Below are 26,124 nucleotides of genomic sequence, written 5' to 3'. Positions count from 1 at the left end.
TTAATTCGCCTGCACTACACGGTATTTCACAGCGAACGCTGCAGCAGCACGTGTCCGTTGTCTGCGGCAACGATTTGCACCGCGGCGATCTGCTCGACCGGCGTCGAGATGCTGCCGGCCGGGTTCGCCGTGTGACCCGGGTCGGCGACCCAGGTGGCCAGCTGAGTGTGGGTGCCGTCGCGGTTCACCACGACCATTGCCAGCCTGTCGTGGTGGGCATTCAGCGGGGCCAGGCAGACACAGTTGAGATCGATGTAGGTGCCCCAGTGCTGGCTGCTCAGCGATACCGTCGAGGCCAGCGCGGTCGTTCCAACCTGAGCCATCGGCAGCGCAGACACAGTGGCCTGCGGGGGCGACGAGGCCGGGTGGTAGCCCGCGATGCCGACGAACAGACCGATCGCCAGCAGCACAGCCGCAGCGGCCCCCGACGTCCACGTCACCATCCGAACGCGGCGCCGACGACGGCCCACCTCGGACAGCAATGACGGCAGCAGATTGGGCACCATTTCCCGGGGCTCTGCGCTGTCGGCATTGATCGCGGCGACTGTGTCGCCGTCGAGCTTGGAGAGCAGGGCGGGCATGCCACTGAGTTCGCTCACAGCCTGGCTGCACAACGGACAGCCGCTCAGGTGTGCCTCGAACTCCCGCCGATCGGCGGGCGACAACGACCCCAATACGTAGGCGGCGTCCCACGTCGCATAGTCGTGGCTGTCGCCGGCGGACAGGTCATTGTCCCCGGGCGGGCCGAAACCTCGGATCACCCTCATCGTGTTCCCCCAATTACTGCCATGAACAGGCATTCGTAGCCGATGGCCGCCCGGATGGCCGGAAAATTCATCATCGGGTCACCCCCATCTCTTGCAGAGACAGTCGCAGGGCCCGCACCGCGTAGTGTAGCCGCGACTTGACAGTCCCCTCGGCGATGTCAAGATCAGCGGCGATCTGGGCAGTGGTCCATCCCCGGTAGTAGGACCGCTCGACAACGGCTCGGTGGTCGGCCGACATCTGGGCCATGGCATCAGCGATCAGCAGCCGGTCCAGTGCCGAGTCGACCTCGTCGGGAGTGGACTGCTCTGATGCTCCCGAATCGTCGAGCGAGCCAACGATATTGCGGAACTTCGGGCTGCGGCGTTCGTCGATGATCATGTTGCGAGCGACGGTGAAAAGCCATGCACGCGACGAGCGCTCGGCGTCACCGATCACCTCGGGATGCTGCCATGCCCGCAAAAGCGTCTCCTGAACCACGTCTTCGGCCCGACTGGCATCACCGGTCAACCGCAACGCATAACGCCACAACGGCGCGGCGTGCTCGTCGTAGAGCGCCTTCATCAACGCGGCTTCGTCGTTAGACGCACCGCTGAGTCGACTCACTCGATCACCTCCTTGACAGTGATACGAGCTGCGCGCCTTTCCAGTTCATTGTGGCGATTGGGCACCGCGGTCTGGCTCAGTCGGAGATCCAGTTGCCATGGAAGCCGTGTGGCACACGGCGCGGCATCCGGATCCGGGCCACCGGCTCACCCGCGAAGTCTGCGGCGTCGATCACTACGAGATCGCTGCTGTCGGTGGCCGGGTCGTACACGTAGGTCAAATACCAACCGGCCAGTTCGTCGGGCCGTCCGGCCGCGGGCGCGAACACCGCCTCGCCCGGCGCACCGGGCCTGCCGTACGCGCCGAACCGATGCTCGATCGCGGTATCACGTTGCAGGTCATATTGGATGAGCGCGCCGCTGCCGACCGCCACAGAGTAGCGGGCCGAGGTGCCGGCGAGCCGATCGTCGACGCGCGGGAATTCCACACCACGGTCGTCGAGTTGGCGCTCCTCGACCACCCCGGTGTCCAGGTTGATGGTCCACCGCCACAACGTCGCGTCGGTCCCGAATTCACTGTTGTCCCGCCACATTTCGTCGTACCGAAGCACCTCGAGCACAATGGTGTTCCCACCGGGCGACGCCACATCGTAGGCATTGGCGACGTGAAAGACGTAGCACGGATCGATGTCGAACCACCGCAACTGGCCATAGGGATCGTCACGGCGCAGCACGCCGAGGCGGGCCGGGTACTGGTCATCCCAGCGGTACGGTAGGTCCCGCTCGAATGATCCGGTGAGCGCAACGCCCAGATTGAACAGCAGCGGCAAATCAAGAAACACCACATATTCGGCGGTCAGCGCGAAGTCGTGCATCAACGTCAGCGCGGGCACGTCGATGGGACGGCTGATTGTCAGCCGGCCGTCGGCATCGGCGCGGTGATAGCTGACGTGCGGCTCGAAGATGTTGCCGGACCCGAAGAAATGTAATTCCCCGGTGGTCGGGCAGATCTTCGGATGCGCCGTCATCGAGTCGGCCAGCTTGCCGCCGAAGTCGTAGGCGCCCAGCGTTTTCAAGTCATTGCTGATCTCATAGGGCAGCGAGAATTCCATCAGGGCGAGCGTCTTGCCGGCGTGCCGGACGACATGCGTATTCGCGATGCTGGAGTGCAGGTTGCGGCTGCCGTCGTCGCCGTAGAGCGGGACGGGATTCTCGAAGCTCTCGGTGCGCACCCAGCGGTTGCGGTACCAGGCGGCTCGACCGTTTTCCAATCGGATTCCGTGCACCATGCCGTCGCCGACACACCAATGTCCGGCCCCCGAACGGGGATTGGGGCCGTTGCGCAGGTACCAGCCGTTCAACTCGGCGGGAATGCGGCCTTCTACCGGCAGATCGAATGCCGTCAGCTCGTCGTGGACGGGGGCATAGTTGCCGGTGCGGAAGACCGGGAAGACCGTCTCCGCCTGCACAGTCGTCGCCGCCACCAACGCCGGTTGCAGCTTCGTCAAATCCGCGGCCGCGGCTGACCGCTGATCGGCCTTCGCCAACAGCGAGGGCAGCAGGTCCGGGCATGGCGGCGCCGCGGCCTGCCCGTCGTCGACCAACGACAGCATCGGCGCGATGGCGACCAGCTCGGCTACGGCTTCCCGGCACGAGACGCAACCGGTCAGGTGCGCCTCGAATTCGCGCCGGTCGGCATCCGACAGCGCACCCAACACGTAAGCGGCGTCCCACGTCTCATGCTCGTGGGCGCCCTGCGGCGTGTTCCCGTTCCGATATTCCGTCATTGCGTCACACCCATCTCCACCAGCGCCTGGCGAAGTGCTCGCAGCGCGTAATGCAGCCGCGACTTCACCGTGCCCTCGGCGATCCCAAGATCGGCGGCGATCTGGGCGGTCGTCCAGCCCTGGTAGTAGGACCGGCCGACCACCGCCCGGTGATCTTCGGACAGTTGCGCCATCGCATCGCAAATCAATGCCCGGTTCAACGTCCCGGTTGCCTCATCGGACCACTCCGTGGGCCCAGACGGCTCCGGCGGGCCCGAGCCGTCCGTCGGGATCACCTCATGACGGAAGCGGGCGCTGCGTCGGTCGTCGATGACCAGGTTTCTGGCAACCGTGTAAAGCCAGCCGCGGGGGGACTGCCCGTTGTCGAGGACGTGCGGGTGTTGCCATGCCCGCAGCAAGGTCTCCTGCACCACGTCCTCGGCATGGGCATGATCACCGGTCAACCGCCACGCATAGCGCCACAAAGCCGCGGCGTGTTGATCGCACAGCCGCTGCAGACCGCTCGCATCCGCGCCGCTGTCCGGTATGTCCATCACCAGCCTCTCGGTGATGACACGGTCCAGACGCCCGTTCGGTTCACTCCCGTCCGGACGACGTCAACCGAGGGTCAAGATGCGGGGACCGTCTTCGGTGACAGCGACGGTGTGTTCCCAGTGTGCGGCACGCGAACCATCAGCGGTAGTGACCGTCCACTGATCGTCGAGCACCACCGTTTTTCGCGCTCCCAGCGTCAGCATCGGCTCGATCGCCAACACCGATCCGGCGGCCAGCAGCGGGCCGCGGCCGGGCACTCCTTCGTTCGGCAGAAACGGATCCATGTGCATCTGCCTGCCGATGCCGTGTCCGCCGTAGCCCTCGACGATGCCGAACTTCCGCCCGTAACGGGCCTCGGCCGCGTGCGTGCCGGTTTCGATGGCGTGCGACACGTCCGTCAGGCGATTGCCGGGAACCATCGCCGCGATCCCGGCCTCCATGGACTCCTTGGTCGCCTGCGAGAGCAGTTCGTCCGCGGGGATGAGTTGGCCGACGCCGAACGTGATCGCGGCGTCGCCGTGCCAGCCGTCCAGGATTGCCCCGCAATCGATGGAGACCAGGTCTCCGGCGGCGAGTTCCTCATCGGCAGACGGGATGCCGTGCACGACGCGGTCGTTCACCGATGAGCAGATGGACGCCGGATAGCCGTGGTAGCCGAGAAAAGACGGCGTCGCACCGGCGTCGCGAATCACCGATTCGGCGATCTGGTCGAGGCTATGCGTGGTGACGCCAGGACCCGCGGCCTCGCGCACCGCCCGCAAGGCGGCGGCGACCACGGCCCCGGCAGCGGCCATTGCGTCGAGTTCAGCGGCGCTGCGCTGCGGCACCACCTTGCGACTGCGCAGGCCGGCCAGGCCGATCACCGTTATTTCCCGAGGGCCCGCAACGCGCGAGCGAACACCTCGTCGACGGAGCCGATGGCATCGACGGTCTTCAGCTCGCTGCTGTAGTACTCGATCAGCGGTGCGGTCTCGTCGCGGTAGATCTTCATCCGGTTGAGAATCACGTCGTCGGTGTCATCGGCGCGGCCGCGCGATTTGAGCCGTTCCAGCAACACCTCTTCGGAGACCCGGAACTCCAGCACCGCATCGAGGCTGGTCCCGCGGCGCTCGAGCATGTCGTGCAGCGCCTTGGCCTGCTGAACCGAGCGCGGGTAGCCGTCCAGGATGAAACCGTCGCCTACGTCGGGCTCGCTCAGCCGGTCGTCGACGAGTTCGTTGGTGAGTTCAGACGGGACCAGGTCCCCGGCGTCCAAGTAGCGCTTGGCTTCCAGCCCCAGCTTGGTGCTGTTGTTGATGTTCTGCCGGAACAGCTCACCGGTGGACAGGTGCGGTATCTCGAGTTTCTCGGCCAGCCTCTCGGCCTGGGTACCCTTGCCCGCTCCCGGCGGCCCAAGCAACACCACTCTCACTTGAGGAACCCTTCGTAGTTGCGCTGCATGAGCTGACTTTCGATCTGCTTCACCGTATCCAACGCGACACCGATTGCGATCAGCACCGCAGTACCACCGAACGGTAGGTTCTGCACCGTCCCGGTGCTACCGATGTTCAGGAAGAGATTGGGCAGCACCGCGATGACACCGAGGTAGATCGAACCCGGCAGCGTGATCCTGCTCAGCACGTATCGCAGATAATCGGCGGTCGGCTTTCCCGGCCGGATGCCGGGAATGAAGCCACCGAACTTCTTCATCTCGTCGGCACGCTCGTCGGGGTTGAACGTGATCGACACGTAGAAGTACGTGAAGAAGATGATCAGCGAGAAATAGATGCCGATGTAGACCGGGCTCGAGGGGTTCGACAAGTAATTGCTGACGAATTTGTCCCACCAGCTGTTGCCCAGGCCGCCGCTGCCGCTGCGGATCAACTGGGTGATCAGGTGCGGAATGTAGATCAGCGAGGACGCGAAGATCACCGGGATAACACCAGCCTGGTTGACCTTCAGCGGCAGATACGTCGAGGTGCCGCCGTACATGCGGCGGCCCACCATGCGCTTGGCGTACTGCACCGGGATGCGGCGCTGGCCCTGCTCGACGAACACCACGCCGACGACGATGATCAGTGCGGCCACGCAGACCGTGGTGAACACCACCCCGCCACGGCTGTCCAGAATGCTCTTGCCTTCACCCGGGATTCGGGCGGCGATACCCGCGAAGATCAGCAGCGACATGCCATTGCCGATGCCGCGCTCGGTGACCAACTCGCCCATCCACATCACCAGCGCCGCGCCCGCGGTCATCACCAGCACGATGACGACCAGGCCGAAGATGCTCTGGTCGGCGATGATGTCGAGGTTGCAGCCCTGCAGCAGCCCGCCGTTGGCGGCCAGCGCCACGATGCTGGTGGCCTGCAAAATGGCCAGCGCAATCGCCAGATAACGCGTGTACTGAGTCATCTTGGCCTGGCCGGACTGGCCTTCTTTTCGCAGCTCTTCGAACCGCGGAATCACCACGGTGAGCAGTTGCACGATGATGCTCGCGGTGATGTAGGGCATCACCCCGACCGCGAACACGGTCAGCTGCAGCAGCGCACCACCGGAGAACAAGTTGATCAATGAATAGATCTGCGCCGACTCCCCGCCGCTGATCTGCACGAGACACTTCTGCACATTGGGGTAGTTGACGCCGGGCGACGGCACCGTCGCGCCCAACCGATACAGCATCACGATGCCGAGCGTGACCAGGATCTTCCGCCTCAGGTCGACTGTTCGCAGCGATGAGATGAAAGCCGAAAGCACTCTTCCTCCTGCGCAGCCGAGCTCTGGTCGCGGCGTGCCTACACTGCTGGTGAAACCAGCATGGATGTTCCCTGAACTGTCCTGCATGGTCCTGCGTCGCGCGCCGAGCACATGCAGGCCAGGACGTGTCCACGCGCGCGTCAGACAGTCTACGAGACTAACAGCGCATGGAGCGCCATCCCGCAAACGGGTGGCTGCACGCAGAAACCAGACGCCCGGCAGACAGGGGGTACTCAGCGACGAAGCGTAAGGTTTCATTGGCTCTTTACCTTGGCTAAATATCAAGTGACTACAGCTGGGTGTTGACGAAAGGGTGACCATGACGCGCAGCGATACCGACAGTTGGGACCTGGCCTCGAGCGTGGGCGCCACCGCGACGATGGTCGCGGCGGCCCGGGCGCTGGCCACCGAGGACACCGACCCGATCATCAACGACCCGTTCGCCGCCCCGCTGGTACGGGCGGTGGGCATCGACTTCTTCACCCGGGTGGTCGACGGGGACGTCGACCCGGGAGACGCCGGCGACAACGGCAACGTGGAATTGCAGGCGGAAACCGACTCGCTGGCGGTGCGCACCCGGTTTTTCGACGAGTTCTTCTTGGGCGCGGCCGCCGCGGGCATCGGTCAGGCCGTGATCCTGGCCGCCGGACTGGACGCCAGGGCCTACCGGCTGAACTGGCCGGCCGGCAGCGTGGTCTACGAAGTCGATCAGCCCAAGGTCGTCGCGTTCAAGACCGAGACCATGGCGCGGCTGGGCGCCGAACCGACGGCGCAGCGCCGCACGGTCAGCATCGACCTGCGCGAGGATTGGCCGGCCGCGTTGCGCGACAGCGGGTTTGATGACACCAAGCCGTCAGCCTGGAGCGCCGAGGGACTGTTGATGTACCTGCCGCCGGAGGCTCAGGATCGGCTCTTCGACCACATCGCCGCGCTCAGCGCACCGGGCAGCCGGCTGGCCACCGAATACCACCCGGACACCGGTCCGACGTTCGCCGAGCGTGGCCAGGCGATGAACGACCGCTGGGCCAACCTCGGCTGCGACGTCGACTTGTCGGGGCTGTTCTACGAGGGCCAGCGCAGCAACGTCGCGGACTATCTCACCGATCGGGGCTGGGACGTGGCCGCCCGCAATCGCCGGGACCTTTTCGGTGAATACGGCCGCGTCTTCCCCGGCGACGACGCGCTGGCCGGCTTCCGCAACATCGTCTCCGTCGTCGCAACACGCGGCTGGCTCGCAAAAGGAGGGGTCAGGACATGACCGCAGGTGACACCGCACGATACGACGGGGACAGCTGGGATTTGGCGTCCAGTGTGGGCGCCACCGCCACCGCGGTGGCGGCTCGTCGCGCGATGGCCTCGAAAGGGCCCAATCCCCTGATCGACGACCCCTTCGCCGAGCCACTGGTCAACGCGGTCGGCGTCGAGGCCTTCATCAAGATGATGAACGGCGATCTCGACCTCGCCGACGACGATCCGGCGTTCACCCCGCAGCGGCTGGCCGAGGGAATGGCGGTCCGGACCCGGTTCTTCGACAACTTCTTCACCGACGCCGCCGCGGCGGGGGTGCGCCAAGGCGTCATCCTGGCGGCCGGGCTCGACACCCGCGCCTACCGGCTGCCGTGGCCGTCCGGAACCCTGGTCTATGAAATCGACCAGCCACAGGTCATCGAATTCAAAACCCGCACACTGGCCGACCTGGGTGCGGTCCCGACCGCGGACCGCAAGGCGGTCGCCGTCGACCTGCGCGACGACTGGGTGGGCGCCTTGCAAGACATCGGGTTCAACTCCCAACGCCCGACCGCGTGGATCGCCGAGGGACTGTTGGGTTACTTGCCGCCGGATGCGCAGGATCGGCTGTTCGACACGATCACCACGCTCAGTTTCAGCGGCAGCAGAATCGGCACCGGCTACGTCCCCGACATCCGTGATCGAATCGCCAAGCGGGGCAAGGAGATCAGCGAACGCTGGCGTCGCCTCGGGTTGAACATGAACTGGGCCGAGCTGGTCTACGACGGCGAGCGCAACGACGTCGTGGAGTACCTGGCCGCCCGCGGCTGGCAGACGACCGTGCACACGACGCCGGAGCTCTACGCCGAGAACGGTTTCGAATTTCCCGACGCTCCCTCGATGGTCGCGTTCGGGGACATCAGATACGTCTCGGCGGAGCTACCGTAACGACGCCAGCTCCAGGAACCGGTGGTAACGCTCTCCCACCGGGCCGGCCCAGGCCGGGCTCGGCTCGACCACCCGCTCGACGGCGGCCCATCGGGCGGCGTCGCTGATCGCCGACTCCGCACCCACCGCCATCCGGCCCAGGAACGCCGCACCCAATGCCGCCCCTTCGGCGACCCCGGACACCTGCACCGGCCGCCCGGTGGCGTCGGCGACGGCCTGCATCCAGGGCTGCACCCGGGTACCGCCACCACCGGCCACGATCCGCGACACGTCCGCTCCGCTCAGCTCGATGATCTGACGGACGACGAACCCGGACGCCTCGTAGGCGGCCCGCCGCAGCGCTGCCGCGTCGTGGCTGAGGTCCAAGCCGTCGAGCATTCCGCGACGGTCGGGGTCATGCAGCGGCGTGCGCTCGCCGCGAAGATACGGCGACCACACCGGCACCCGGCACGGATCGGTTGACTCCGGGTCCCCCGGCCCAAGGACACCATCGACCCATCCGAGAAAGAGCCCGCCGGCGTTGCTCGCCCCACCGATCTGGCTCTTACCAGTCATCGTCGGGATGGTCCACAGGCCCGGCACCTGCCGCGCCTCGGGGACGGTCACCCACACGATCAGCGTGGTGCCGCACAGCACCAGCACGTCTCCGACTTCGTCGGCGCCGGAAACCATCTGCTCGCACAGCGCGTCAATGGCCCCGACCGCGAGCACCGCGTCGCCGACCCGCCCGACCGCGGCGCCCGGAGCTTCGACCCGAGGCATCCGATCGACCGTCGCACCGCGCTGCGCACACTCCTGCGCGTTCCAACCGGTGCCGTCGAACAGCGGTAGCCCGGTATAGGCGGTCGGAAAGTCGACCACCGCCTCCCCCGCCAGCGCATAGTTGGCCACCGCCGGAGCCGGCCAATATCCCGCCGCGTCCGGCGCGTGCGCGGCAGTCCAGCGCAGGAATTCGGCGGCCTCGCCCATCGGGAACGGTCCCCCGGTGTCGGCGTTGGCAACCCGGCCCCGGCTGTCCCCGTAAAGCAGCCCCGGCGTGATCGGATGGCCGGCGGCATCGACGGCGGTCAGCGAGGGGACCATCGCGGAAACGGCGACCGCCCGCGCGTCCGGGCGCGCCAGTTGCTTCAGCGCCGCCAATGGACCCCGTCGCCATGCCTCGTCGGCGTTGTGCTCCAGCCGATCCGGCGCCGGCACCCGCAGCTCGTGCGGAATCCGTGCCCGCGCGACCACCCGGCCATCCTCATCGGCGGCGACCGCTTTGACGGCGGTAGTGCCGATGTCGATGCCGATTGTGACCTCTTTGCGTGACACCGGCGTCACCGTACGCCAGCATTGGCAGTCGTGACGCGTGCTTTGGTGACGGCCCCGCTGCGTGGCGAGGGCTTCGAAAAGTTGCGGCAGTTAGTCGATGTCGTCTACGACCCGTGGATCGATCAGGCTCCGCTGCGCATCTACTCCGGCGAGCAGCTGGCCGAGCGAATCTCCGCCGAGGGCGCCGATATCGTTGTGGTAGAGAGTGATTCGGTCAGCGGACCGGTGTTCGAGTTGGGCTTGCGGGCTATCGCATCCACCCGCGGGGATCCCAACAACGTCGACGTCGCGGGCGCGACCGCGGCCGGAATTCCGGTGCTGAACACACCGGGACGCAACGCGGATGCGGTCGCCGAGATGACGGTGGCCCTGCTGTTCGCCGCTACCCGTCAGCTGCTTGCCGCCGACGCCGACGTGCGGGCCGGCGAGGTGTTCCGCGGCGGCAGCATTCCGTATCAGCGCTTCCGCGCGTGGGAGGTCGCCGGCCGAACAGCCGGGCTGATCGGCCTCGGCGCCGTGGGGCGGGCGGTCCAGTGGCGGTTGGCCGGACTCGGCATGCGGGTCATCGCCCACGACCCGTACAACGAGGAGGCCCGGCACAGCCTGGACGAGCTGCTCGCCGAGGCCGACATCGTCTCGGTGCACGCACCGGTGACCGCGGACATCGCCGGGCTGATCGGCGCCGCGCAGTTCGCGGCCATGCGCGACGGTGTGGTGTTCCTCAACAGCGCACGGGCGCAGTTGCACGACACCGATGCGCTTGTCGATGCGCTGCGCAACGGCAAGGTTGCCGCCGCCGGCCTGGACCACTTCGTCGGGGAATGGCTGCCGACCGACCACCCGCTGATCGCGATGCCCAATGTGGTGCTCACACCCCACATCGGCGGAGCGACGTGGAACACTGAGGCGCGCCAGGCTCAGATGGTCGCCGACGACCTGGAAGCGCTGCTGTGCGGCAGAACGCCGGCCCATATCGTCAACCCGGAGGTGCTGACCTCATGAGATTCGTCGACAACACAGAAACGGCGGTGCTGGCAGCGGCCAAGGACATGCTGCGCCGGGGCCTGGTCGAGGGCACCGCGGGCAACATCTCGGCCCGACGCGAAGACGGCAACCTGGTGATCACCCCCTCCTCGGTCGACTATTCCGACATGACGCTCGACGACCTGGTGGTGGTCGATGCGGACGGTGCCGTGCTGCAGGCCGCCGACGGCCGATCACCGTCGACCGAGATGAAGCTGCACCTGGCCTGCTACCAGGCGTTCGACGACATCGGCAGCGTCATCCACTCTCACCCGGTGTGGGCCACCATGTTCGCGATCGCGCATCAGCCGATCCCGGCCTGCATCGACGAATTCGCCATCTACTGCGGCGGCGACATCCGCTGCAGCGACTACGCGGCATCGGGCACACCCGAGGTCGGAAGCAACGCGGTGAAAGCACTGGAAGGCCGCGCCGCGGCGCTGATCGCCAACCACGGGCTGGTCGCAGTCGGTCCGCGGCCGGACAAGGTCCTGCACGTCACCGCGCTGGTCGAGCGGACCGCTCAAATCGTCTGGGGGGCACGAGCTCTCGGCGGGCCCGTCCCGATTCCAGAGGATGTCAACGCCAACTTCGCCGGCGTGTACGGGTACCTGCGCGCTAACCCGATGTAGCGAGCGTGAAGATCTGGCGTCGAGCGTGAGCATACGGCGGGTTTTCGCCGACCTAGCCGCCCTGACCGCACACTGAAAACCCTGAGTTCACACTCGATTTCGGGGTGTCGAGAGTACATCTCAGCGCTGGTCGAAGGCCACCTTGACGGCACCGCTGTCGCCCTGGTTCGCGATGGCCAGCAAGGCGTCGCGCCACTGATCGAGCCCGAACGTGTGAGTCAGCATGGGCCGCAGATCAATTCGGCCGTCGACCACCAGGTCGAGGTAGTGCGCGATCGCGTGCCTGCGGTGCCCGTCGACTTCCTCGACGCCGAACGCATTGCTGCCGACCCAGCTGATCTCCTTGAAATATAGCGGACTCCACTCCCATCGGCCCGGAGCGTGCACGCCCGCTTTGACCAGGGTCCCCCGGGCAGCCAAGACGCGCACGCCGACTTCGAACGTCTCCGGTTTTCCGACGGTGTCGTAGACGACGTCGACGGCGCCCGGGTAGGCCATCGGCAACCCTTGCAGCGGTTGCCACAGCCGGCCGCCGCCCCAGGCCACCAGCTGCTCGATGACTGCCAGCCGGGGCTCGTGCGCCAGCACCAGGACAGCACCGAACCGGCGAGCCAGCTCGGCCTGGGCGTCGAACCGGGCCACCACCGCAATGGCGACGTCCGGATACAGCGTCCGCAGTATGGCCACCGCGCCCAGCCCCAACGCGCCGGCGCCGTAAACCAATACCCGGCCCGATCGCGGCGGCGGGTGGCGGGTGATGGCATGCAGCGACACCGAAAACGGATCGGCGAACACCGCCAGCTCGTCGGGCACCGAATCGGGCACCGCGAACACCATGCTGTCGTGGGCGGGCATCAACTCGGCGTAACCACCGGTCACGTCGGCCGACACACCGGTGTGTATCCCCGGTTTGATGTCGCCGTCGCAGAAGCTCCAGCACAGGCTGTAGTCACCGGTTTGGCACGCCGGGCACGGCGGTTCGATGCCACGCGGCCCGCAGGACAGCCACGGGTTGAGCACGACCCGCTGGCCCACCTCCAGGCCGTGCGCCTTCGGCCCCAACTGGACCACGTCGGCGACCACTTCGTGGCCCATCACTTGCGGAAACGAGCAGAAGGCCGCCATCGCGTTGTCCGCGTCGCCCTCGCCGAAGTCCAGCAAGATCTGCTTGGAGTCTGAGCCGCAGATACCGGTCAGCCGAGGTCGGGTGATCACCCAATCATCGTGCAGCAGTTGAGGATCCGGTATTTGTCGCAGTCCGACCGGGCTGTGGGTCAGTGCGTCGACGGGCCCGTCCGACGGCTGCGGCGGCACGCCGAACACCAGCGCTTTCATCGGGGTGCCATGCCGGCCGCTCCGGCGATGTACGCGTCGATGTCGGCGTTTTTGGCATCGACGACCGCTTTCATGTCCGGCAGGTAATGCTCGAAACGGTCGACGCCCAGGGCCGTGATGATCCCGTCGGCCACCTCTTCGGCCGGCACCTTGGGCCCTTGGTAGAGCGGTTCCTCACTGCCGGGCTGATCCCAGATCTCGGTGTCGACGGGTCCGGGTTCGATCAGCTTGACGCAGACACCGGTGCCGTGCAGGTCGACGGCCATTGACTCGCTCCACCCGCACATTGCGAATTTGCTTGCACAGTATGCCGTTTCGTGGACGATGCCCAGTCGCCCACCGACACTGGACACGTTGACGATGACACCCTGTTGTCGCGCCAGCATCCGGGGCAGGATCGCCAGCGTCAGTCGCATCGGGGCGAAGAAGTTGATCCGCATGACGGCCTCGACGTCGGCGGGATCCAGCGCATCGACCGCGCGACGTTTCGGCACCGCGGCGTTGTTGACCAGCACGTCGATCCCGCCCAAGCCGTCCCAGGCGTGCAAGCCCAGCTCGGCGACCGTGGCGGTGTCGGCCAGATCGGCCACCCACATCGTCGAATCCGGCGAGGTCTGGCGGCAGTCGGCCAAGACCTGTGCCAGCCGCTCCGCCCGGCGGGCAACCAACCCGACCATCGCCCCGTGGCCGGCCAGCCGCCGGGCCAGTGCGGCTCCGATGCCCGACGACGCCCCGGTGATCAGCACCCGCTTGCCCGCCGCCGCGTACGCCATGGCCAAAGCGTTGCGCGAATGAGGCCACCCGACATGGGTTTCGGCAATTTACCTGCATAAACACTCAATCACCGGCATGGTACGCTCGTTATATTGGCTAAGTAATAGATCAGCTGTACGCAGAGAGGTAGCAATGCCACGCACCGATGACGACACCTGGAACCTCGCATCGAGCGTCGGCGCCACCGCAACGATGGTCGCCGCAGCCCGCGCCATGGCCAGCAGAGTCGACCGCCCACTGATCAACGACCCGTATGCCGAACCGCTGGTTCGTGCCGTGGGACTAGATCTGTTTACCAAGCTGGCCACCGGCGAACTGGACCCCGCCGATCTCGAGGACGACAGCGACGGCGCTCCGGCGGGCGTCCAGCGGATGACCGACAACATGGCGGTCCGCACCAAATTCTTCGACGAGTTCTTCCTCGACGCGACCAAGGCGGGCATCAAGCAGGCGGTGATCCTGGCGTCCGGGCTGGATGCCCGCGCCTACCGGTTGGCCTGGCCCGACGGCACCACGGTGTACGAAATCGACCAGCCTGACGTCATCGAATTCAAGTCCCGCACGCTGGCCGAGCTGGGCGCCCAGCCCACCGCCTTCCGGCGCGCGGTCGCCATCGATCTGCGCGACGACTGGCCGGCCGCCCTGCACGCGGCCGGGTTCGACCCCGATCAACCCAGCGCGTGGAGCGCCGAGGGTCTGCTGGGCTACCTGCCGCCCGACGCGCAGGATCGCTTGCTGGACGCCATCACCGCGCTCAGCGCGCCGGACAGCCGCATCGCCACGGAGAGCGGACCCACCCGCGAACCCGGGCACGAGCAGCGGGTCAAGGAACGCATGCGGACCGTCTCGCAGCGCTGGCGAAAGCACGGGCTGGATCTCGACATGACCGAGCTGGTCTACTTCGGCGACCGCAACGAGGCCGCGGTCTACCTGTCCGATCACGGATGGCAGATGGGCGGCAGTACCATCCGAGAGTTGTTCGCGGCCAACGGACTTCCGCCGATCGTCGAGGACGACTTGCCGTTCGCCGACCGTCTCTACGTCAGCGGCACGCTGACCGACAAGAAATAGGAGTCATCCGATGCCACGTACCCACGACGACAGCTGGGACCTGGCCTCCAGCGTGGGAGCGACCGCAACCATGGTGGCGACCACCCGCGCATTGGCCTCACGTGGCCCCAAGCCGCTGCTCGACGATCCCTTCGCCGAGCCGCTGGTGCGCGCGGTGGGTCTCGCGCCGTTCATCCGCATCCTCGACGGGGAACTCAGCCTCGAGGACGACCCGCTGCTCAATCGCAAGACGCGCACCGAGCAAATGGCCGTGCGCACGCGGTTTTTCGACGACTTCTTCACCGGCGCCACCGCAGCGGGCGTGCGTCAGGCGGTGATCCTGGCGTCGGGTCTGGACACCCGGGCCTACCGACTGCGGTGGCCGGACGAGGTGGTTGTCTACGAGATCGACCAGCCCCAGGTGATCGAATTCAAGACGAGCACGCTGGCTGACCTCGGCGCAGCACCGACAACGGAGCTGCGTACCGTCGCCGTCGATCTGCGCGACGATTGGCCGAGCGCTTTGCGCGCCAAGGGTTTCGACGTTGAGCAGCCGACTGCGTGGAGCGCCGAAGGACTGCTGCCGTACCTGCCGGCCGATGCCCAGGACCGACTGTTCGACAACATCACCGCGCTCAGCGCGCCGGGCAGCCGGCTGGCCACCGAGCATGTCCCCGACCCCAATGCCTTCACCGACGAACGCATCCAACAGATCAGCGAACGCTGGCGCAGCTTCGGATTCGATCTCAACGCGGCCGACCTGTTCTATGTGGGCGAGCGCAGTATCGTCGTCGACTACCTCACCAACCACGGCTGGCAGGTCGATGCGCATCCCGCCAAAGATCTCTTTGCCCGCAACGGCTTTCAGTTCCCGGAGGAAGAGATGTCTCTGTTTGGGGAGATGAGCTACGTCGCCGCGACGCTGAAATGACACGAGCCGATGACGACAGCTGGGATCTGGCTTCCAGCGTGGGCGCCACCGCGACGTTGGTCGCGGCGGGTCGCGCGATGGCGACCAAGGACCCCCGGGGACTGATCAACGACCCGTTCGCCGACCCACTGGTCCGGGCCGTCGGGCTGGATTTCTTTGTGAAAACGATCGACGGGGAACTCGACCTGTCGCTGATGCCGAACTCGTCGCCGGAGCGAACGCAGGCAATCATCAACGGAATGGGCGTGCGCACCAAGTACTTCGACGATTACCTGCTGGCCGCCATGCAAGCCGGCGTGCGGCAAGTGGTGATCCTGGCGTCGGGGCTGGACTCACGTGCCTACCGGTTGCCCTGGCCTGACGGCACCACGGTGTACGAGATCGATCAGCCCCAGGTGATCGAGTTCAAAACGCGCACACTGGCTGACCTCGGCGCCCAGCCCACCACGAACAGACGCACTGTCCCGATCGACTTGCGTGCCGACTGGCCGGCCGCCTTGCGAGCCGCCGGCCTGGACACCGGCGCACCGACGGCCTGGCTGGCTGAGGGCCTGCTGATCTATCTGCCGTCTGAAGCCCAGGATCGGTTGTTCGACAACATCACCGCGCTGAGCGTCCCGGGCAGCGCGATCGCCACCGAATACGTACCCGGCTTGAAGGATATCGACTTCGAACGAGTCCGCGAGCAGACCGCCCAGCTTCGCGAGCACGGTCTCGACATCGACATGCCGTCGCTGGTCTACGCCGGCGAGCGCACCCACGTGATCGATTACCTGCGCGGCAAAGGCTGGAACGTTGTGGGTACCGGGCGGGCGGAGCTGTTCTTCAGCAACGGGCTGCAGATCCCGACTCCCGACAACGACGAGCCGCTGGGCGAGATCATCTACGTCAGCGGGCCGCTCGGAGGTTAGAAGCGGGACTCCCCCATCCACAGCACGCTGGCACCGGTAAGCGATCGCTCGGCCTGTTCGATGATCCCGATCACCGACTGAGTGATCAACGCCCCCAGGGCATCCGGCAAAGAAGCGGCTGCCGGTTGCGACGATGGTCGTGGTCGCAGGAACTCCCACAGCGACGAGCCCGGATAGCCGATCAAACGGACCTTGTCGTCTTCGTCCAAACCGGCCAGCACCTTGGCCCGGCGCACCGCGGTGCGCAGCCCGCCGAGTTCGTCGACCAGACCATATTCGAGGGCATCCGCACCGGTCCACACCCGGCCCCGGGCCACCGCCTCGACCGCCTCGACGCTGAGGTGCCGCCCATCGGCGACCCGCTGTACGAAGTCGGTGTAGAAAAGGTCCGCCTCGGCCTCGACCTGAGCATGCTGCTCGGATGTGAACGGCGCATTGATCGACCAGGCGTCGGCATTAGCGTTGGTACGCACCGCATCTGACCCGACGCCGAGCCGGTCTTTCAAGCCACGGGCGACAAGTTTGCCGGTTATCACGCCGATCGAACCGGTGATGGTGCCCGGATTGGCCACAATCGCGTTGGCGCCCATCGAGACGTAGTAGCCGCCGGAAGCCGCGACCGCACCCATCGACGCCACCACCGGCTTACCGTGCCGGCGGGCCTTGTTGACCTCGCGCCAAATAGTTTCCGACGCGGTAACCGACCCGCCCGGTGAGTCGACCCGCAGCACGATCGCCGACACCGAGTCGTCAGCGGCTGCCTCTCGCAGAGCCGCCGCGATGGTGTCACCGCCGGCGTTCGACGAGCCGAACGGCACCCGCGAGCCGCCACGGCCGCTGACGATCGGACCGGCGACGGTGACCACCGCGATGGTTCCCTTCGGTCCACGCCCGGGTATCGACGGCCGCGGACCCCCGGGCCCGGTGGCCCGGGCGTAACGGTTCACATACAACCGGGACGGAGCGCCGTCATCGTCGGCGTCACCGGTCTCCGGTGAAATACCTTTTGCGCCAACCAGTTCCGCTATCCGCGCATAAGCCTCGTCGCGGAAGCCGATCCGATCGATCAACCCGGAGTCGACGGCGGTGTCGCGCAGCAGCGGCGCATGGTCGGCCAGCCCGTCGAGGGTGTCAAGGCCGACTCTGCGCGACTCGGCGATCGCCTGCCACACCTGAGCGCGCAGGCTGTCCAGCAGCCGGGTGTCGGCTTCCCGATGCGCATCGGTGTAGCGGTCCTGCGTGAAAAGGTTTGCCGCCGACTTGTATTCGCCGCGCGCGACGAACTGCGCTTCGATACCGGCCTTGTCCAAGGCGTCGCGCAAAAACAGGGCGTTGGTGGCGAAGCCGATCAGCCCGACGGTGCCCGACGGCTGCATCCACACCTCGCCGAACGCCGACGCCAGGTAGTACGACAGCGTCCCCGGATATGTCTCGGCCCACGCCAGCGACGGTTTGACCGCGGTGAACGCCGCGATGGCTTGCCGCAGCTCCTGCACCGGCCCGGCCGCGGCGGCGGGCAACTGCACCCGGGCGATCAGGCCGGCGACCCGGGGATCCTCAGCGGCCCGGTGCAGTGCGGACACCGCCTCACGCAGCACCAACGGCCGGCCGGCGCCGGTGATGATCGCCAGCGGATCCAGTCCGCCGGCTTCCGGCGGCGCGACCCGCAGGTCCAGTTCGAGCACACAGCCGTTTGGGACACCGTGATGGCGGGCGGTGTCCACCCGGCGAGCCAGCGCGCGCACGTCGTCGATACCCGGCGGATCAGGCAGGAAAGCAAACATCTGCCAAGCCTACCGAGGGGCGCGCCAGCCGGGCCGGGCCGTAGGTTGGTGGGGTGAAGTTCTCGATCTCGATTCACCAGTTCGATGCGTCCGGTTTCGATGCGGCCGGCCTGCGCGACTACCTGACCCGGGCCGAGGAACTCGGCTTCGAGGGCGGCTGGGTGCTCGAGCAGATCATCGGCGAGGCCCCGCTGCTGGCACCGCTGGAGCTGCTGGCCTGGGCCGCCGCCTGCACCGAACGACTGCGGCTGGGGGTGGCCGTGCTGGTCTCGTCGTTGCACGACCCGCTGCAGCTGGCCTCGTCGGTGACCGCGGTCGACCGGCTCAGCCACGGCCGGCTGGACGTCGGCGTGGCACCCGGTGGCGGATTCCGCAAGTTCGCCGCGTTCGGGGTGGACAAGGCGACCTACATCAGCAGCTTCACCGAGGGACTGGAGCTGATGAAGGCGGCGTGGTCCGACGAGCCCCGGGTGACGTTCGACGGGCGGTTCCGTCAGGTCGACGAGCTGGCGATCCAGCCCAAACCCGTGCAGCGCCCGCATCCCCCGATCTGGTTCGGCGGCCAAGCTCCCAAGGCGCTGGCCCGCGCGGTGCGACACGGTGACGCGTTCCTCGGCGCGGGTTCGTCGACGACCGCGAAGTTCGCCGAGGCGGTGACCATCGTGCGTCGCGAAATCGCGGACCAAGGCAAGGATCCCGCGACGTTTGCGATCGGCAAGCGGGTCTATCTGATGGTCGACGACGACCGGGCAAAAGCTCGCGAACGCGTGCTCGACGGGCTGCACCGCATCTACGGCGCCATGCCCGGTGTCGACGAGGTGCCGGTGTCGGGCACGGTCGACGACGTCGTCGCCGGATTGCGCGACGTCATCGACGCGGGCGCCGAGACGATCCTGCTGAACCCGGTCGGCCGCGATGTCGCCGAGGATCGCGAGCAGATGGAACGCCTTGCCGCGGAAGTGATTCCGCAGCTAGGCTGAGCCATTTGACGTGCTTGTCGAACCGAGTTCGTCTAACGCCCCTTTCTAACCGGCCGGTTGCGGTATAACCACTCAATGGTTCTCAAAGTCACCGTGTCGCCGGACCTAATCGACGGGGACGTCGGCGAGGGTTATGGCAAGGTCGCCGACGCATTTCGGGCCAACTTCATCTCCGGTCACGACGTCGGCGCCGCGGTCGCGGTGTATCACAACGGCGTCAAGGTAGTCGACCTGTGGGGCGGCTACCGCAATGGCGTGACCAAAGCACCGTGGCAGCGCGACACCATGGTCAACATGTTCTCGACGACCAAAGGTATTGCGGGCCTTGCTGTTGCGGTAGCTGTGTCGCGCGGATTGTTTGGCTACGACGACAAAGTCGTCGACCATTGGCCGGAGTTCGCGCAGGCCGGCAAGGGCGATGTGACGGTCCGGCAACTGCTGGGACATCAGGCCGGATTGTGTGTGCTGAAACCGGCTCCGACCGTGCAGGATGTCGCCGACCCGGCAAAGCTGTCGGCGATGCTCGCGGTCCAGAAACCGGCGTGGCCGCCGGGTACCCGGCACGGATACCACGCGATCTCGCTGGGCTGGTACGAATCCGAGCTCATCCGTCGCACCGACCCGGCCGGCCGTACACTGGGCCGCTTCTTCGCCGATGAGATCGCCGGGCCAATGGGGTTGGACCTGCACATCGGGCTCCCGGATTCGGTGCCGCGCGACCGGATAGCGCATCTGCACCACTGGTCCCGCGCGGAATCCCTACTGCACCTCAATGCCTTGCCGCCCGCGCTCGTCGCCACGTCGCTCAACCCGATCGGGCTGCTCACCCGCGCCGGCCAACTTCCTCGCAACGTGAACCCCTGGGCCGGCGACTATAACCGAGACGACGTGAGGGCCATCGAAATCCCGTCGGCCAACGGGATCGGAACAGCCCGCGCCATCGCGCAGATCTACGGCGCTGCTGCGACTGGGGATGCTGCGCTGCGTCTGACGCCGAGCGTGCGCGACGAGCTGATGGCCGAGCCGACCGCGCCGGACCACGGATTGCGGGACCGGGTACTGCACGTCGACGTGGCCTATTCGCTGGGGCTGTCGAAGCCGGTGCCGTTGTGTGTGTTCGGATCGTCCGACAAAGCCTTCGGCACACCGGGTTTCGGTGGCTCGTTTGGCTTCGCCGACCCCGACACCGGAGTCGGCTTCGGCTATGTGATGAACCGGTTGGGTTTTCACCTGGTCAGCGACCCGCGTGAACTGGCCCTACGTCAAGCCTTGTTCCGCGACGTGCTGGGCGCACGACCGCAGAAGTAGCAGGCCCCGGCTCAGAGTTCGGTCGTTGAGCCGCCCGCAGCGGTGATCTTCTCCCGCGCGCTGCCGCTGAACTTGTGGGCTGTGACGTCGACCTTGACGGCCAGCTTGCCGTCGCCGAGGACCTTGACGAGCGTGTTCTTGCGAACCGCGCCCTTGGCCACCAGCTCGTCGACGCCGACCGAACCGCCCTGGGGGAACAGCCGATTGATGTCGCCGACGTTGACGACCTCATATTCGGTGCGGAAGCGGTTGCGGAAGCCCTTCAGCTTGGGCAGCCGCATGTGAATCGGCATCTGACCACCCTCGAAGGTGACCGGCACGTTCTTACGGGCTTTGGTGCCCTTGGTGCCGCGTCCGGCGGTCTTGCCCTTGGAGCCCTCACCGCGACCGACGCGGGTGCGCTTGGTTTTCGACCCGGGCGCCGGGCGCAGGTCATGAAGTTTGATGGTCACTTGCTACCTCCACTGGCAGTGTCGACCGGCTCGACCTCGACGAGGTGTCGCACGGCGGCGACCAGCCCGCGGGTCTGAGCATTGTCTTCGCGGACCACGGACTGACGGATCTTCCGAAGTCCCAGTGTGCGAAGGCTTTCCCGCTGCTTCCAGCGGGCGCCGATGGTGCTGCGCACCTGGGTGATCTTCAGCTGCGAGGCTGGTGTTGCTTTTCCTGCGGCCATGGTTATGCCGTTCCTTCACGAGCGGTGTTCGCAGTGTTTCCAGCGGCGGCCAGCGCCGCGCTTTCGCGGCGGGCGCGCAGCATGCCGGCCGGAGCGACGTCCTCCAGCGGCAGTCCACGTCGCGCGGCCACCTCTTCGGGGCGCTGCAGCAGCTTGAGCGCGGCAACCGTCGCATGCACGACGTTGATCGCGTTGTCGCTGCCGAGCGATTTGGACAGAATGTCGCGCACGCCGGCACATTCCAGCACCGCACGAGCCGCACCACCGGCGATCACACCGGTACCGGGGCTCGCCGGACGCAGCAACACCACGCCGGCAGCGGCTTCGCCCTGCACCGGGTGGACGATGGTCCCACCGATCATAGGAACGCGGAAGAAACCCTTACGAGCTTCCTCGACGCCCTTGGCGATCGCGGCCGGAACTTCCTTGGCCTTGCCGTAGCCGACCCCGACCATTCCGTTGCCGTCGCCGACGATGACCAGCGCGGTGAAGCTGAACCGCCGACCACCCTTGACCACCTTGGAGACTCGGTTGATGGTGACAACCCGCTCCAGGTAGTTGCTCTTGTCCCCGTCGCGGTCGCGACCGCCACGGCCACCACCGTCCCGGCGGCCACGGCCCTCGCGCGAGTCGCGGCCATCGGAACGATGGTCACGACCTTCCGCGGGCCCGGACGTCTGGCCGGCCGTTCCAGCCGGTTGCTCCGCCATTATGCGGTCCTTCCAAAGTCGTTGCTTACCATCAGAACTTCAACCCACCCTCACGGGCAGCGTCGGCCAGTGCCGCGATCCGCCCGCCGTAGGTGTAGCCGCCACGGTCGAACACCACCGCGTCGACTCCGGCGGCTTTGGCCCGTTCGGCGATCAACTGACCAACCCGCACGCTGTGGGCCTTCTTGTCGCCGTCCACGCCGCGCACATCCGCCTCGATCGACGACGCGGCGGCCAAGGTTGTGCCGGTGAGGTCGTCGACCAACTGCACGTGGATGTGCCGCGACGAGCGGTGCACCACCAGGCGCGGACGCTCCGCCGTGCCCGAGATCTTCTTACGCAGCCGCGCGTGGCGACGCAGCCGCTGCCTCCGCCGAATGGCGGATGCGCTCTGCCCCAACGGCTTTTGCGCGGTGCTGCCAGCTTGTGATTGCGCCATGACTACTTACCTGTCTTTCCGACCTTGCGGCGGATCTGCTCGCCTTCGTAGCGAACGCCCTTGCCCTTATAGGGGTCGCTCTTGCGGAGACGGCGGATGTTGGCCGCGATCTGGCCGACCTTTTGCTTGTCGATACCCGAGATCGAGAACTTGGTGGGGGTCTCGACCGCGAACGTCACGCCGTCGGGCGCCGTGATCAGCACCGGGTGGCTGTAACCCAGAGCGAACTCGAGGTTGCTGCCCTTGGCCTGCACGCGATAGCCGACGCCGAAGATCTCCATCTTGATGGTGTAGCCCTGCGTCACACCCGTCACCAGGTTGGACACCAGAGTTCGCGACAGCCCGTGCAGCGAACGGTTGTGCCGCTCGTCGTCGGGACGGGTGACTACGATCGCGCCATCGTCGTTGCGCGCCACGGTGATCGGTTCGGCGACCTTCAAGTCCAGGGTGCCCTTGGGTCCCTTGACCGAGACCTGCTGGCCATCGATGGACACCTCGACCCCGGATGGAATCTGGATGGGCTGCTTACCAATACGCGACATGTCAGTCCCCTCTCACCACACGTACGCGAGGACTTCGCCGCCCACGCCCTGTCTGGCTGCCTGACGGTCAGTGAGCAGGCCCGAAGAGGTCGAGATGATCGCCACGCCCAAGCCGCCGAGCACTCGCGGCAGGTTGGTCGACTTGGCGTACACCCGCAATCCCGGCTTGGACACCCGGCGCAGGCCGGCGATGCTGCGCTCCCGGCTCGGCCCGTACTTGAGCTGAACGGTCAGCGCCTTACCGACGCGCGCATCCTCGGTCTGGTAGTCGGTGATGTAACCCTCCCGCTTGAGGATCTCGGCGATGTTGGCCTTGAGCTTCGAATGCGGCAGCGTCACCTCATCGTGGTACGCCGAATTGGCGTTGCGCAGACGCGTCAAAAAGTCTGCGATCGGATCCGTCATCGTCATCGAGCGCTACTCCTCTTCATCGCTGCGCTCTGCATCGTCGTTAGCGCGGTCATGACAGCGGTGTCGCCTTCCTCGCAGTGGTTCCCGGTCCGGGCCTACTGCGCACCTGTTCTCTGAGTTGGTCTGGTGGTTGCAAAACTGTCTCGTGGTTAGCCGGGTTACCAGCTGCTCTTCTGCACGCCGGGCAGCTCGCCCGCGTGCGCCATCTCGCGCAGGCAGATCCTGCACAGCCCGAACTTGCGGTAAACCGCGTGCGGGCGGCCGCACTTGTTGCAGCGGGTGTAGGCGCGCACCGCGAACTTGGGCTTACGCCTACTTTTGTTGATCAGTGCCTTCTTCGCCATCTGGTCAGTTCTCCTTGAACGGAAAGCCGAGGCCGCGCAACAGCGCTCGTCCTTCGTCGTCGTTCGTCGCCGAGGTGACGACGGTGATGTCCATGCCGCGGGGCCGGTCGATCTTGTCCACGTCGATCTCGTGGAACACCGATTGCTCATTCAGCCCGAAGGTGTAGTTGCCCGAACCGTCGAACTGCTTGGGCGACAGCCCGCGGAAGTCCCGAATACGCGGCAACGCGATCGAGGTGAGCCGGTCGAGGAACTCCCACATCCGGTCGCCGCGCAGGGTCACCCGCGCCCCGATCGGCATGCCCTCGCGCAACTTGAACTGTGCGATCGACTTGCGCGCCTTGCGGATTTCCGGCCGTTGCCCGGTGATCAACGCCAGGTCTTGGACAGCGCCGTTGATCAGCTTGGCGTCACGGGCGGCGTCGCCGACGCCCATGTTCACCACGACCTTCACCACGCTCGGGATCTGCATGACGTTGGCGTAGCCGAATTGCTTGTTGAGCGTGTCGCGGATCTCGTCGCGGTAGCGCGCCTTCAGCCTGGGCTGAACCTTCGCCGGGTTTTCTGTCGTAGTCATGCCCTCAGATGTCCTTGCCGTTGCGCTTGGAGATGCGAACCCGCTTGCCGGACTCCTCGTCGACGCGGTAGCCGACCCGAGCGGGCTTGCCGTCGGAGTCGACCACCATCACGTTGGAGACGTGGATGGCGGCTTCCTGCGTGACGATCCCGCCCGACTGTGCGCCGCGCTGGTTGGTCGAGATCGCCGTGTGCTTCTTGATCCGGTTGACGCCCTCGACGAGCACTTTGTTGCGGGCCGGGTACGCCTGAATCACTTTGCCTTTGGCGCCCTTGTCCTTGCCCGAGATGACCAGGACGGTGTCACCCTTGTGCACCTTCATCTACAACACCTCCGGGGCCAGCGAGACGATTTTCATGAAGCGCTTCTCCCGCAGCTCGCGGCCGACCGGCCCAAAGATGCGGGTTCCACGCGGGTCGTTGTCGGGCTTGATGATCACGGCCGCGTTCTCGTCGAACTTGATGTAGCTGCCGTCGGCGCGGCGGCGCTCCTTGACGGTGCGAACGATGACGGCTTTGACGACCTCACCCTTCTTGACGTTGCCACCGGGGATGGCGTCTTTGACCGTCGCCACGATGACGTCGCCAATGCCGGCGTAACGCCTACCCGAGCCACCGAGCACTCGGATGCACAAGATCTCCTTGGCGCCGGTGTTGTCGGCCACCTTCAGCCGCGATTCCTGCTGAATCACTCGATCTCCTGACCTGGTTCACATAAGCCCGCCCACGCGTGGACCGGCTGGAGGACGCTGGAGTGCATAGTCCACCCGACCTGCCGTGCATGGTCTTTGTCGTCGAAAGGCACGCGGGGCTGACGGTAATTCTCGTAGATGCCAGCCGAGGTCTGCCCACGGCAACCCCTAGAGTCTAGGTGACGACCTGCTCAGAGCCAAATTCCTGGTCGGCGGCCACTTATGCCGCCGACTCTGCGGATGTCGGCGAGGTGGTGGACACCCTCGTGCATCGCCTGACGGACTAGCCAACGCGCTGTGCGCTGCTCTCCCGGCAAGCGGGTCGCGACCTGGTCCCAGTCCCGTTCTCCCGTCCGGGCGACTTGCTCACGAAAACCCGCTGCAGCCGCAGCGAGTTCATTCAAGGTGGCCCCCAAGTCGCAATCGTTGTAGCGGAACCGACGCGCGCGGAGATCGTTGAACATCGGCTCCATTGCAGGCCGATCCTCGGTGCGAACGCGGTGCAGCCGGACGGTGAAGACGATGTAGACATCGCGAAGATGGCAAAGGTACTCGGCGACTGACCAGACTTGCTGGTCTCGTCGCACCCGATGCGCTTCAGCCGCGATGGCAGATACCGCCTCCCGGACCGCGCTAGGCAGGTCGACAATGACGCTCACGGCGTCTTCGATCGATATCTCTGAATAGGCCAGCGCACAGTCGAGGCAGGTGTGGTCTTCGGCGGCCAGCGGCGGAAGCTGCTCACAGTCCGCGTGATTGTCCGAACGCGATGCGGCCACGAGCATATTCTCCGACACGTCCAAGCATCAGAATGGCGCCGGGTCGTCGTCGGCGTCGGGTGGGGCTGGTCCGAAGTAGCTCGGGCGGCTGGCCCGGCGGTTGGTGCGGGCGTTGCGGTTTTGTCGTCGTTCGGTGCTGATGCGCTGGGCGCGGTCTTGGGCTCGGGTGCGGCGGCGCCGGGGCATCATGGCGGTACGGTCCCCGCAGTAGTCAGTGGGCCGGTTGGGTTCGATCGCCGGCAGGTCGCCGGTGGGTAGGCACAGGCTGGGAAACAGCAGCGCGCTGCCCGGGGTGGTGACGTAGGTCTTTCCCGCGGGCGAGCTCAGAATGACTGTGCCGTCGGGCAATTGCCGATCTGTCCAGCCCCAGAAGG

The 26,124-nt window shown here is 66.3% G+C and carries 31 protein-coding genes and 1 pseudogene; 9 read left to right on the top strand and 23 right to left on the bottom strand.

Translation table 11 applies throughout. The annotated features are described in order from the left end of the window. Positions 1-26: 26 nt before the first annotated feature. From VGG53_RS14345 to secY, 7 genes are all read right to left on the bottom strand, one after another. Positions 27-767 (bottom strand): zf-HC2 domain-containing protein, encoded by a 741-nt coding sequence (locus VGG53_RS14345; protein ID WP_331518725.1) that lies wholly within the window; start codon positions 765-767, stop codon positions 27-29. 70 nt (positions 768-837) lie between these two features. After that, on the bottom strand, positions 838-1,371 hold the full coding sequence (locus VGG53_RS14340) for a sigma-70 family RNA polymerase sigma factor (protein WP_331518724.1): 534 nt from the start codon (positions 1,369-1,371) through the stop codon (positions 838-840). Between the two features lie 76 nt (positions 1,372-1,447). Continuing rightward, positions 1,448-3,097, bottom strand: a complete 1,650-nt coding sequence (locus tag VGG53_RS14335) for a carotenoid oxygenase family protein (RefSeq protein WP_331518723.1) — start codon at positions 3,095-3,097, stop codon at positions 1,448-1,450. Next, positions 3,094-3,630, bottom strand: coding sequence for a sigma-70 family RNA polymerase sigma factor (locus tag VGG53_RS14330; protein ID WP_331518797.1), 537 nt, complete (start codon positions 3,628-3,630; stop codon positions 3,094-3,096). The genes VGG53_RS14335 and VGG53_RS14330 overlap by 4 nt, the downstream gene beginning before the upstream one ends. Positions 3,631-3,693: 63 nt before the next feature. Next, positions 3,694-4,494 carry a type I methionyl aminopeptidase gene (map, locus tag VGG53_RS14325; protein WP_331518722.1) on the bottom strand — a complete coding sequence of 267 codons (801 nt, stop codon included), beginning with the start codon at positions 4,492-4,494 and terminating at the stop codon, positions 3,694-3,696. Between the two features lie 2 nt (positions 4,495-4,496). Further along, the gene (locus VGG53_RS14320) at positions 4,497-5,042 is read right to left on the bottom strand and encodes an adenylate kinase (protein ID WP_331518721.1); all 546 of its coding nucleotides are present in this window, start codon (positions 5,040-5,042) and stop codon (positions 4,497-4,499) included. Next, complete coding sequence (secY, locus tag VGG53_RS14315; protein ID WP_331518720.1) at positions 5,039-6,364, bottom strand: preprotein translocase subunit SecY; 1,326 nt, start codon at positions 6,362-6,364, stop codon at positions 5,039-5,041. Before secY ends, VGG53_RS14320 begins: the two co-directional genes overlap by 4 nt. A gap of 319 nt (positions 6,365-6,683) precedes the next feature. Between secY and VGG53_RS14310 the strand changes: the two genes are divergently transcribed. Both VGG53_RS14310 and VGG53_RS14305 read left to right on the top strand, forming a co-directional pair. Next, positions 6,684-7,622, top strand: a complete 939-nt coding sequence (locus tag VGG53_RS14310) for a class I SAM-dependent methyltransferase (RefSeq protein WP_331518719.1) — start codon at positions 6,684-6,686, stop codon at positions 7,620-7,622. Then, positions 7,619-8,539, top strand: a complete 921-nt coding sequence (locus VGG53_RS14305) for a class I SAM-dependent methyltransferase (protein ID WP_331518718.1) — start codon at positions 7,619-7,621, stop codon at positions 8,537-8,539. The genes VGG53_RS14310 and VGG53_RS14305 overlap by 4 nt, the downstream gene beginning before the upstream one ends. On the opposite strand, the gene VGG53_RS14300 is transcribed toward VGG53_RS14305, so the two are convergent. Then, positions 8,531-9,853: a xylulokinase gene (locus tag VGG53_RS14300; protein WP_331518717.1), complete on the bottom strand. Its 1,323-nt coding sequence runs from the start codon at positions 9,851-9,853 to the stop codon at positions 8,531-8,533. The genes VGG53_RS14305 and VGG53_RS14300 overlap by 9 nt on opposite strands. Positions 9,854-9,874: 21 nt before the next feature. Between VGG53_RS14300 and VGG53_RS14295 the strand changes: the two genes are divergently transcribed. Further along, entirely contained in the window at positions 9,875-10,855 is a 981-nt protein-coding gene (locus tag VGG53_RS14295) for an NAD(P)-dependent oxidoreductase (protein WP_331518716.1), read from the top strand. After that, positions 10,852-11,508: an L-fuculose-phosphate aldolase gene (locus VGG53_RS14290; protein WP_331518715.1), complete on the top strand. Its 657-nt coding sequence runs from the start codon at positions 10,852-10,854 to the stop codon at positions 11,506-11,508. Before VGG53_RS14295 ends, VGG53_RS14290 begins: the two co-directional genes overlap by 4 nt. 120 nt (positions 11,509-11,628) lie before the next feature. Here VGG53_RS14290 and VGG53_RS14285 read toward each other — a convergent pair whose 3' ends face one another. Next, on the bottom strand, positions 11,629-12,843 hold the full coding sequence (locus VGG53_RS14285) for a zinc-binding dehydrogenase (protein ID WP_331518714.1): 1,215 nt from the start codon (positions 12,841-12,843) through the stop codon (positions 11,629-11,631). After that, positions 12,840-13,616, bottom strand: a complete 777-nt coding sequence (locus tag VGG53_RS14280) for an SDR family oxidoreductase (RefSeq protein WP_331518713.1) — start codon at positions 13,614-13,616, stop codon at positions 12,840-12,842. The genes VGG53_RS14285 and VGG53_RS14280 overlap by 4 nt, the downstream gene beginning before the upstream one ends. Positions 13,617-13,749: 133 nt before the next feature. Between VGG53_RS14280 and VGG53_RS14275 the strand changes: the two genes are divergently transcribed. Genes VGG53_RS14275 through VGG53_RS14265 form a run of 3 tightly spaced genes read left to right on the top strand, consistent with a single transcriptional unit; the run spans position 13,750 to position 16,509 of the window. Next, positions 13,750-14,688 (top strand): class I SAM-dependent methyltransferase, encoded by a 939-nt coding sequence (locus VGG53_RS14275; RefSeq protein WP_331518712.1) that lies wholly within the window; start codon positions 13,750-13,752, stop codon positions 14,686-14,688. 10 nt (positions 14,689-14,698) lie between these two features. Continuing rightward, complete coding sequence (locus VGG53_RS14270; protein ID WP_331518711.1) at positions 14,699-15,598, top strand: class I SAM-dependent methyltransferase; 900 nt, start codon at positions 14,699-14,701, stop codon at positions 15,596-15,598. Further along, on the top strand, positions 15,595-16,509 hold the full coding sequence (locus VGG53_RS14265; protein WP_331518710.1) for a class I SAM-dependent methyltransferase: 915 nt from the start codon (positions 15,595-15,597) through the stop codon (positions 16,507-16,509). The genes VGG53_RS14270 and VGG53_RS14265 overlap by 4 nt, the downstream gene beginning before the upstream one ends. Here the strand turns inward: VGG53_RS14265 and sppA are convergent. Next, positions 16,506-18,293, bottom strand: a complete 1,788-nt coding sequence (gene sppA, locus VGG53_RS14260; RefSeq protein WP_331518709.1) for a signal peptide peptidase SppA — start codon at positions 18,291-18,293, stop codon at positions 16,506-16,508. The genes VGG53_RS14265 and sppA overlap by 4 nt on opposite strands. A gap of 53 nt (positions 18,294-18,346) precedes the next feature. Between sppA and VGG53_RS14255 the strand changes: the two genes are divergently transcribed. Then, on the top strand, positions 18,347-19,273 hold the full coding sequence (locus tag VGG53_RS14255; RefSeq protein ID WP_331518708.1) for an LLM class flavin-dependent oxidoreductase: 927 nt from the start codon (positions 18,347-18,349) through the stop codon (positions 19,271-19,273). A gap of 75 nt (positions 19,274-19,348) precedes the next feature. After that, on the top strand, positions 19,349-20,581 hold the full coding sequence (locus VGG53_RS14250; protein ID WP_331518707.1) for a serine hydrolase domain-containing protein: 1,233 nt from the start codon (positions 19,349-19,351) through the stop codon (positions 20,579-20,581). Between the two features lie 11 nt (positions 20,582-20,592). Here VGG53_RS14250 and rplO read toward each other — a convergent pair whose 3' ends face one another. The 12 genes and pseudogenes from rplO to VGG53_RS14190 form a co-directional block, all read right to left on the bottom strand. Continuing rightward, entirely contained in the window at positions 20,593-21,033 is a 441-nt protein-coding gene (rplO, locus tag VGG53_RS14245; protein WP_331518706.1) for a 50S ribosomal protein L15, read from the bottom strand. Further along, positions 21,030-21,257: a 50S ribosomal protein L30 gene (gene rpmD, locus VGG53_RS14240; RefSeq protein WP_331518705.1), complete on the bottom strand. Its 228-nt coding sequence runs from the start codon at positions 21,255-21,257 to the stop codon at positions 21,030-21,032. The genes rplO and rpmD overlap by 4 nt, the downstream gene beginning before the upstream one ends. A gap of 2 nt (positions 21,258-21,259) precedes the next feature. After that, positions 21,260-21,967: a 30S ribosomal protein S5 gene (gene rpsE / locus VGG53_RS14235; RefSeq protein ID WP_331518704.1), complete on the bottom strand. Its 708-nt coding sequence runs from the start codon at positions 21,965-21,967 to the stop codon at positions 21,260-21,262. Between the two features lie 31 nt (positions 21,968-21,998). Next, positions 21,999-22,367 carry a 50S ribosomal protein L18 gene (gene rplR / locus VGG53_RS14230; RefSeq protein WP_331518796.1) on the bottom strand — a complete coding sequence of 123 codons (369 nt, stop codon included), beginning with the start codon at positions 22,365-22,367 and terminating at the stop codon, positions 21,999-22,001. 41 nt (positions 22,368-22,408) lie between these two features. Further along, on the bottom strand, positions 22,409-22,948 hold the full coding sequence (gene rplF / locus VGG53_RS14225; RefSeq protein WP_331518703.1) for a 50S ribosomal protein L6: 540 nt from the start codon (positions 22,946-22,948) through the stop codon (positions 22,409-22,411). Positions 22,949-22,960: 12 nt separating this feature from the next. After that, positions 22,961-23,359 carry a 30S ribosomal protein S8 gene (rpsH, locus tag VGG53_RS14220; protein ID WP_331518702.1) on the bottom strand — a complete coding sequence of 133 codons (399 nt, stop codon included), beginning with the start codon at positions 23,357-23,359 and terminating at the stop codon, positions 22,961-22,963. A 158-nt stretch (positions 23,360-23,517) separates the two neighbouring features. Further along, positions 23,518-23,703, bottom strand: a complete 186-nt coding sequence (locus VGG53_RS14215) for a type Z 30S ribosomal protein S14 (protein ID WP_331518701.1) — start codon at positions 23,701-23,703, stop codon at positions 23,518-23,520. 4 nt (positions 23,704-23,707) lie between these two features. Beyond that, positions 23,708-24,280 (bottom strand): 50S ribosomal protein L5, encoded by a 573-nt coding sequence (gene rplE, locus VGG53_RS14210; RefSeq protein WP_331518700.1) that lies wholly within the window; start codon positions 24,278-24,280, stop codon positions 23,708-23,710. Positions 24,281-24,284: 4 nt separating this feature from the next. Continuing rightward, positions 24,285-24,602 carry a 50S ribosomal protein L24 gene (gene rplX / locus VGG53_RS14205; RefSeq protein ID WP_331518699.1) on the bottom strand — a complete coding sequence of 106 codons (318 nt, stop codon included), beginning with the start codon at positions 24,600-24,602 and terminating at the stop codon, positions 24,285-24,287. Further along, on the bottom strand, positions 24,603-24,971 hold the full coding sequence (gene rplN, locus VGG53_RS14200) for a 50S ribosomal protein L14 (RefSeq protein WP_331518698.1): 369 nt from the start codon (positions 24,969-24,971) through the stop codon (positions 24,603-24,605). 191 nt (positions 24,972-25,162) lie between these two features. Further along, on the bottom strand, positions 25,163-25,750 hold the full coding sequence (locus VGG53_RS14195) for a DinB family protein (RefSeq protein WP_331518697.1): 588 nt from the start codon (positions 25,748-25,750) through the stop codon (positions 25,163-25,165). A 27-nt stretch (positions 25,751-25,777) separates the two neighbouring features. Further along, positions 25,778-26,124, bottom strand: a pseudogene (locus VGG53_RS14190) (hypothetical protein); the annotation flags it as partial.

It is taken from the genome of Mycobacterium sp. (assembly GCF_036490025.1).
In the GTDB taxonomy this organism is placed as follows: Bacteria; Actinomycetota; Actinomycetes; order Mycobacteriales; family Mycobacteriaceae; genus Mycobacterium.
The sequence above is the reverse complement of the archived record's forward strand: the minus strand, read 5'-3'. Positions and strand labels throughout refer to the sequence as shown.

Excerpts from the sequence above, each read along its gene's own strand:
- rpmD (WP_331518705.1), bottom strand. The coding sequence starts at position 21,257 with ATGGCCGCAGGAAAAGCAACACCAGCCTCGCAGCTGAAGATCACCCAG.
- VGG53_RS14305 (WP_331518718.1), top strand. The coding sequence starts at position 7,619 with ATGACCGCAGGTGACACCGCACGATACGACGGGGACAGCTGGGATTTG.
- sppA (WP_331518709.1), bottom strand. The coding sequence starts at position 18,293 with ATGTTTGCTTTCCTGCCTGATCCGCCGGGTATCGACGACGTGCGCGCG.
- rplE (WP_331518700.1), bottom strand. The coding sequence starts at position 24,280 with ATGACTACGACAGAAAACCCGGCGAAGGTTCAGCCCAGGCTGAAGGCG.
- VGG53_RS14330 (WP_331518797.1), bottom strand. The coding sequence starts at position 3,630 with ATGGACATACCGGACAGCGGCGCGGATGCGAGCGGTCTGCAGCGGCTG.
- VGG53_RS14270 (WP_331518711.1), top strand. The coding sequence starts at position 14,699 with ATGCCACGTACCCACGACGACAGCTGGGACCTGGCCTCCAGCGTGGGA.
- VGG53_RS14310 (WP_331518719.1), top strand. The coding sequence starts at position 6,684 with ATGACGCGCAGCGATACCGACAGTTGGGACCTGGCCTCGAGCGTGGGC.
- rpsE (WP_331518704.1), bottom strand. The coding sequence starts at position 21,967 with ATGGCGGAGCAACCGGCTGGAACGGCCGGCCAGACGTCCGGGCCCGCG.
- VGG53_RS14280 (WP_331518713.1), bottom strand. The coding sequence starts at position 13,616 with ATGGCGTACGCGGCGGCGGGCAAGCGGGTGCTGATCACCGGGGCGTCG.
- VGG53_RS14285 (WP_331518714.1), bottom strand. The coding sequence starts at position 12,843 with ATGAAAGCGCTGGTGTTCGGCGTGCCGCCGCAGCCGTCGGACGGGCCC.
- VGG53_RS14215 (WP_331518701.1), bottom strand. The coding sequence starts at position 23,703 with ATGGCGAAGAAGGCACTGATCAACAAAAGTAGGCGTAAGCCCAAGTTC.
- VGG53_RS14290 (WP_331518715.1), top strand. The coding sequence starts at position 10,852 with ATGAGATTCGTCGACAACACAGAAACGGCGGTGCTGGCAGCGGCCAAG.
- VGG53_RS14345 (WP_331518725.1), bottom strand. The coding sequence starts at position 767 with ATGAGGGTGATCCGAGGTTTCGGCCCGCCCGGGGACAATGACCTGTCC.
- VGG53_RS14275 (WP_331518712.1), top strand. The coding sequence starts at position 13,750 with ATGCCACGCACCGATGACGACACCTGGAACCTCGCATCGAGCGTCGGC.
- VGG53_RS14250 (WP_331518707.1), top strand. The coding sequence starts at position 19,349 with ATGGTTCTCAAAGTCACCGTGTCGCCGGACCTAATCGACGGGGACGTC.
- rplX (WP_331518699.1), bottom strand. The coding sequence starts at position 24,602 with ATGAAGGTGCACAAGGGTGACACCGTCCTGGTCATCTCGGGCAAGGAC.
- rplF (WP_331518703.1), bottom strand. The coding sequence starts at position 22,948 with ATGTCGCGTATTGGTAAGCAGCCCATCCAGATTCCATCCGGGGTCGAG.
- rpsH (WP_331518702.1), bottom strand. The coding sequence starts at position 23,359 with ATGACGATGACGGATCCGATCGCAGACTTTTTGACGCGTCTGCGCAAC.
- VGG53_RS14335 (WP_331518723.1), bottom strand. The coding sequence starts at position 3,097 with ATGACGGAATATCGGAACGGGAACACGCCGCAGGGCGCCCACGAGCAT.
- VGG53_RS14265 (WP_331518710.1), top strand. The coding sequence starts at position 15,595 with ATGACACGAGCCGATGACGACAGCTGGGATCTGGCTTCCAGCGTGGGC.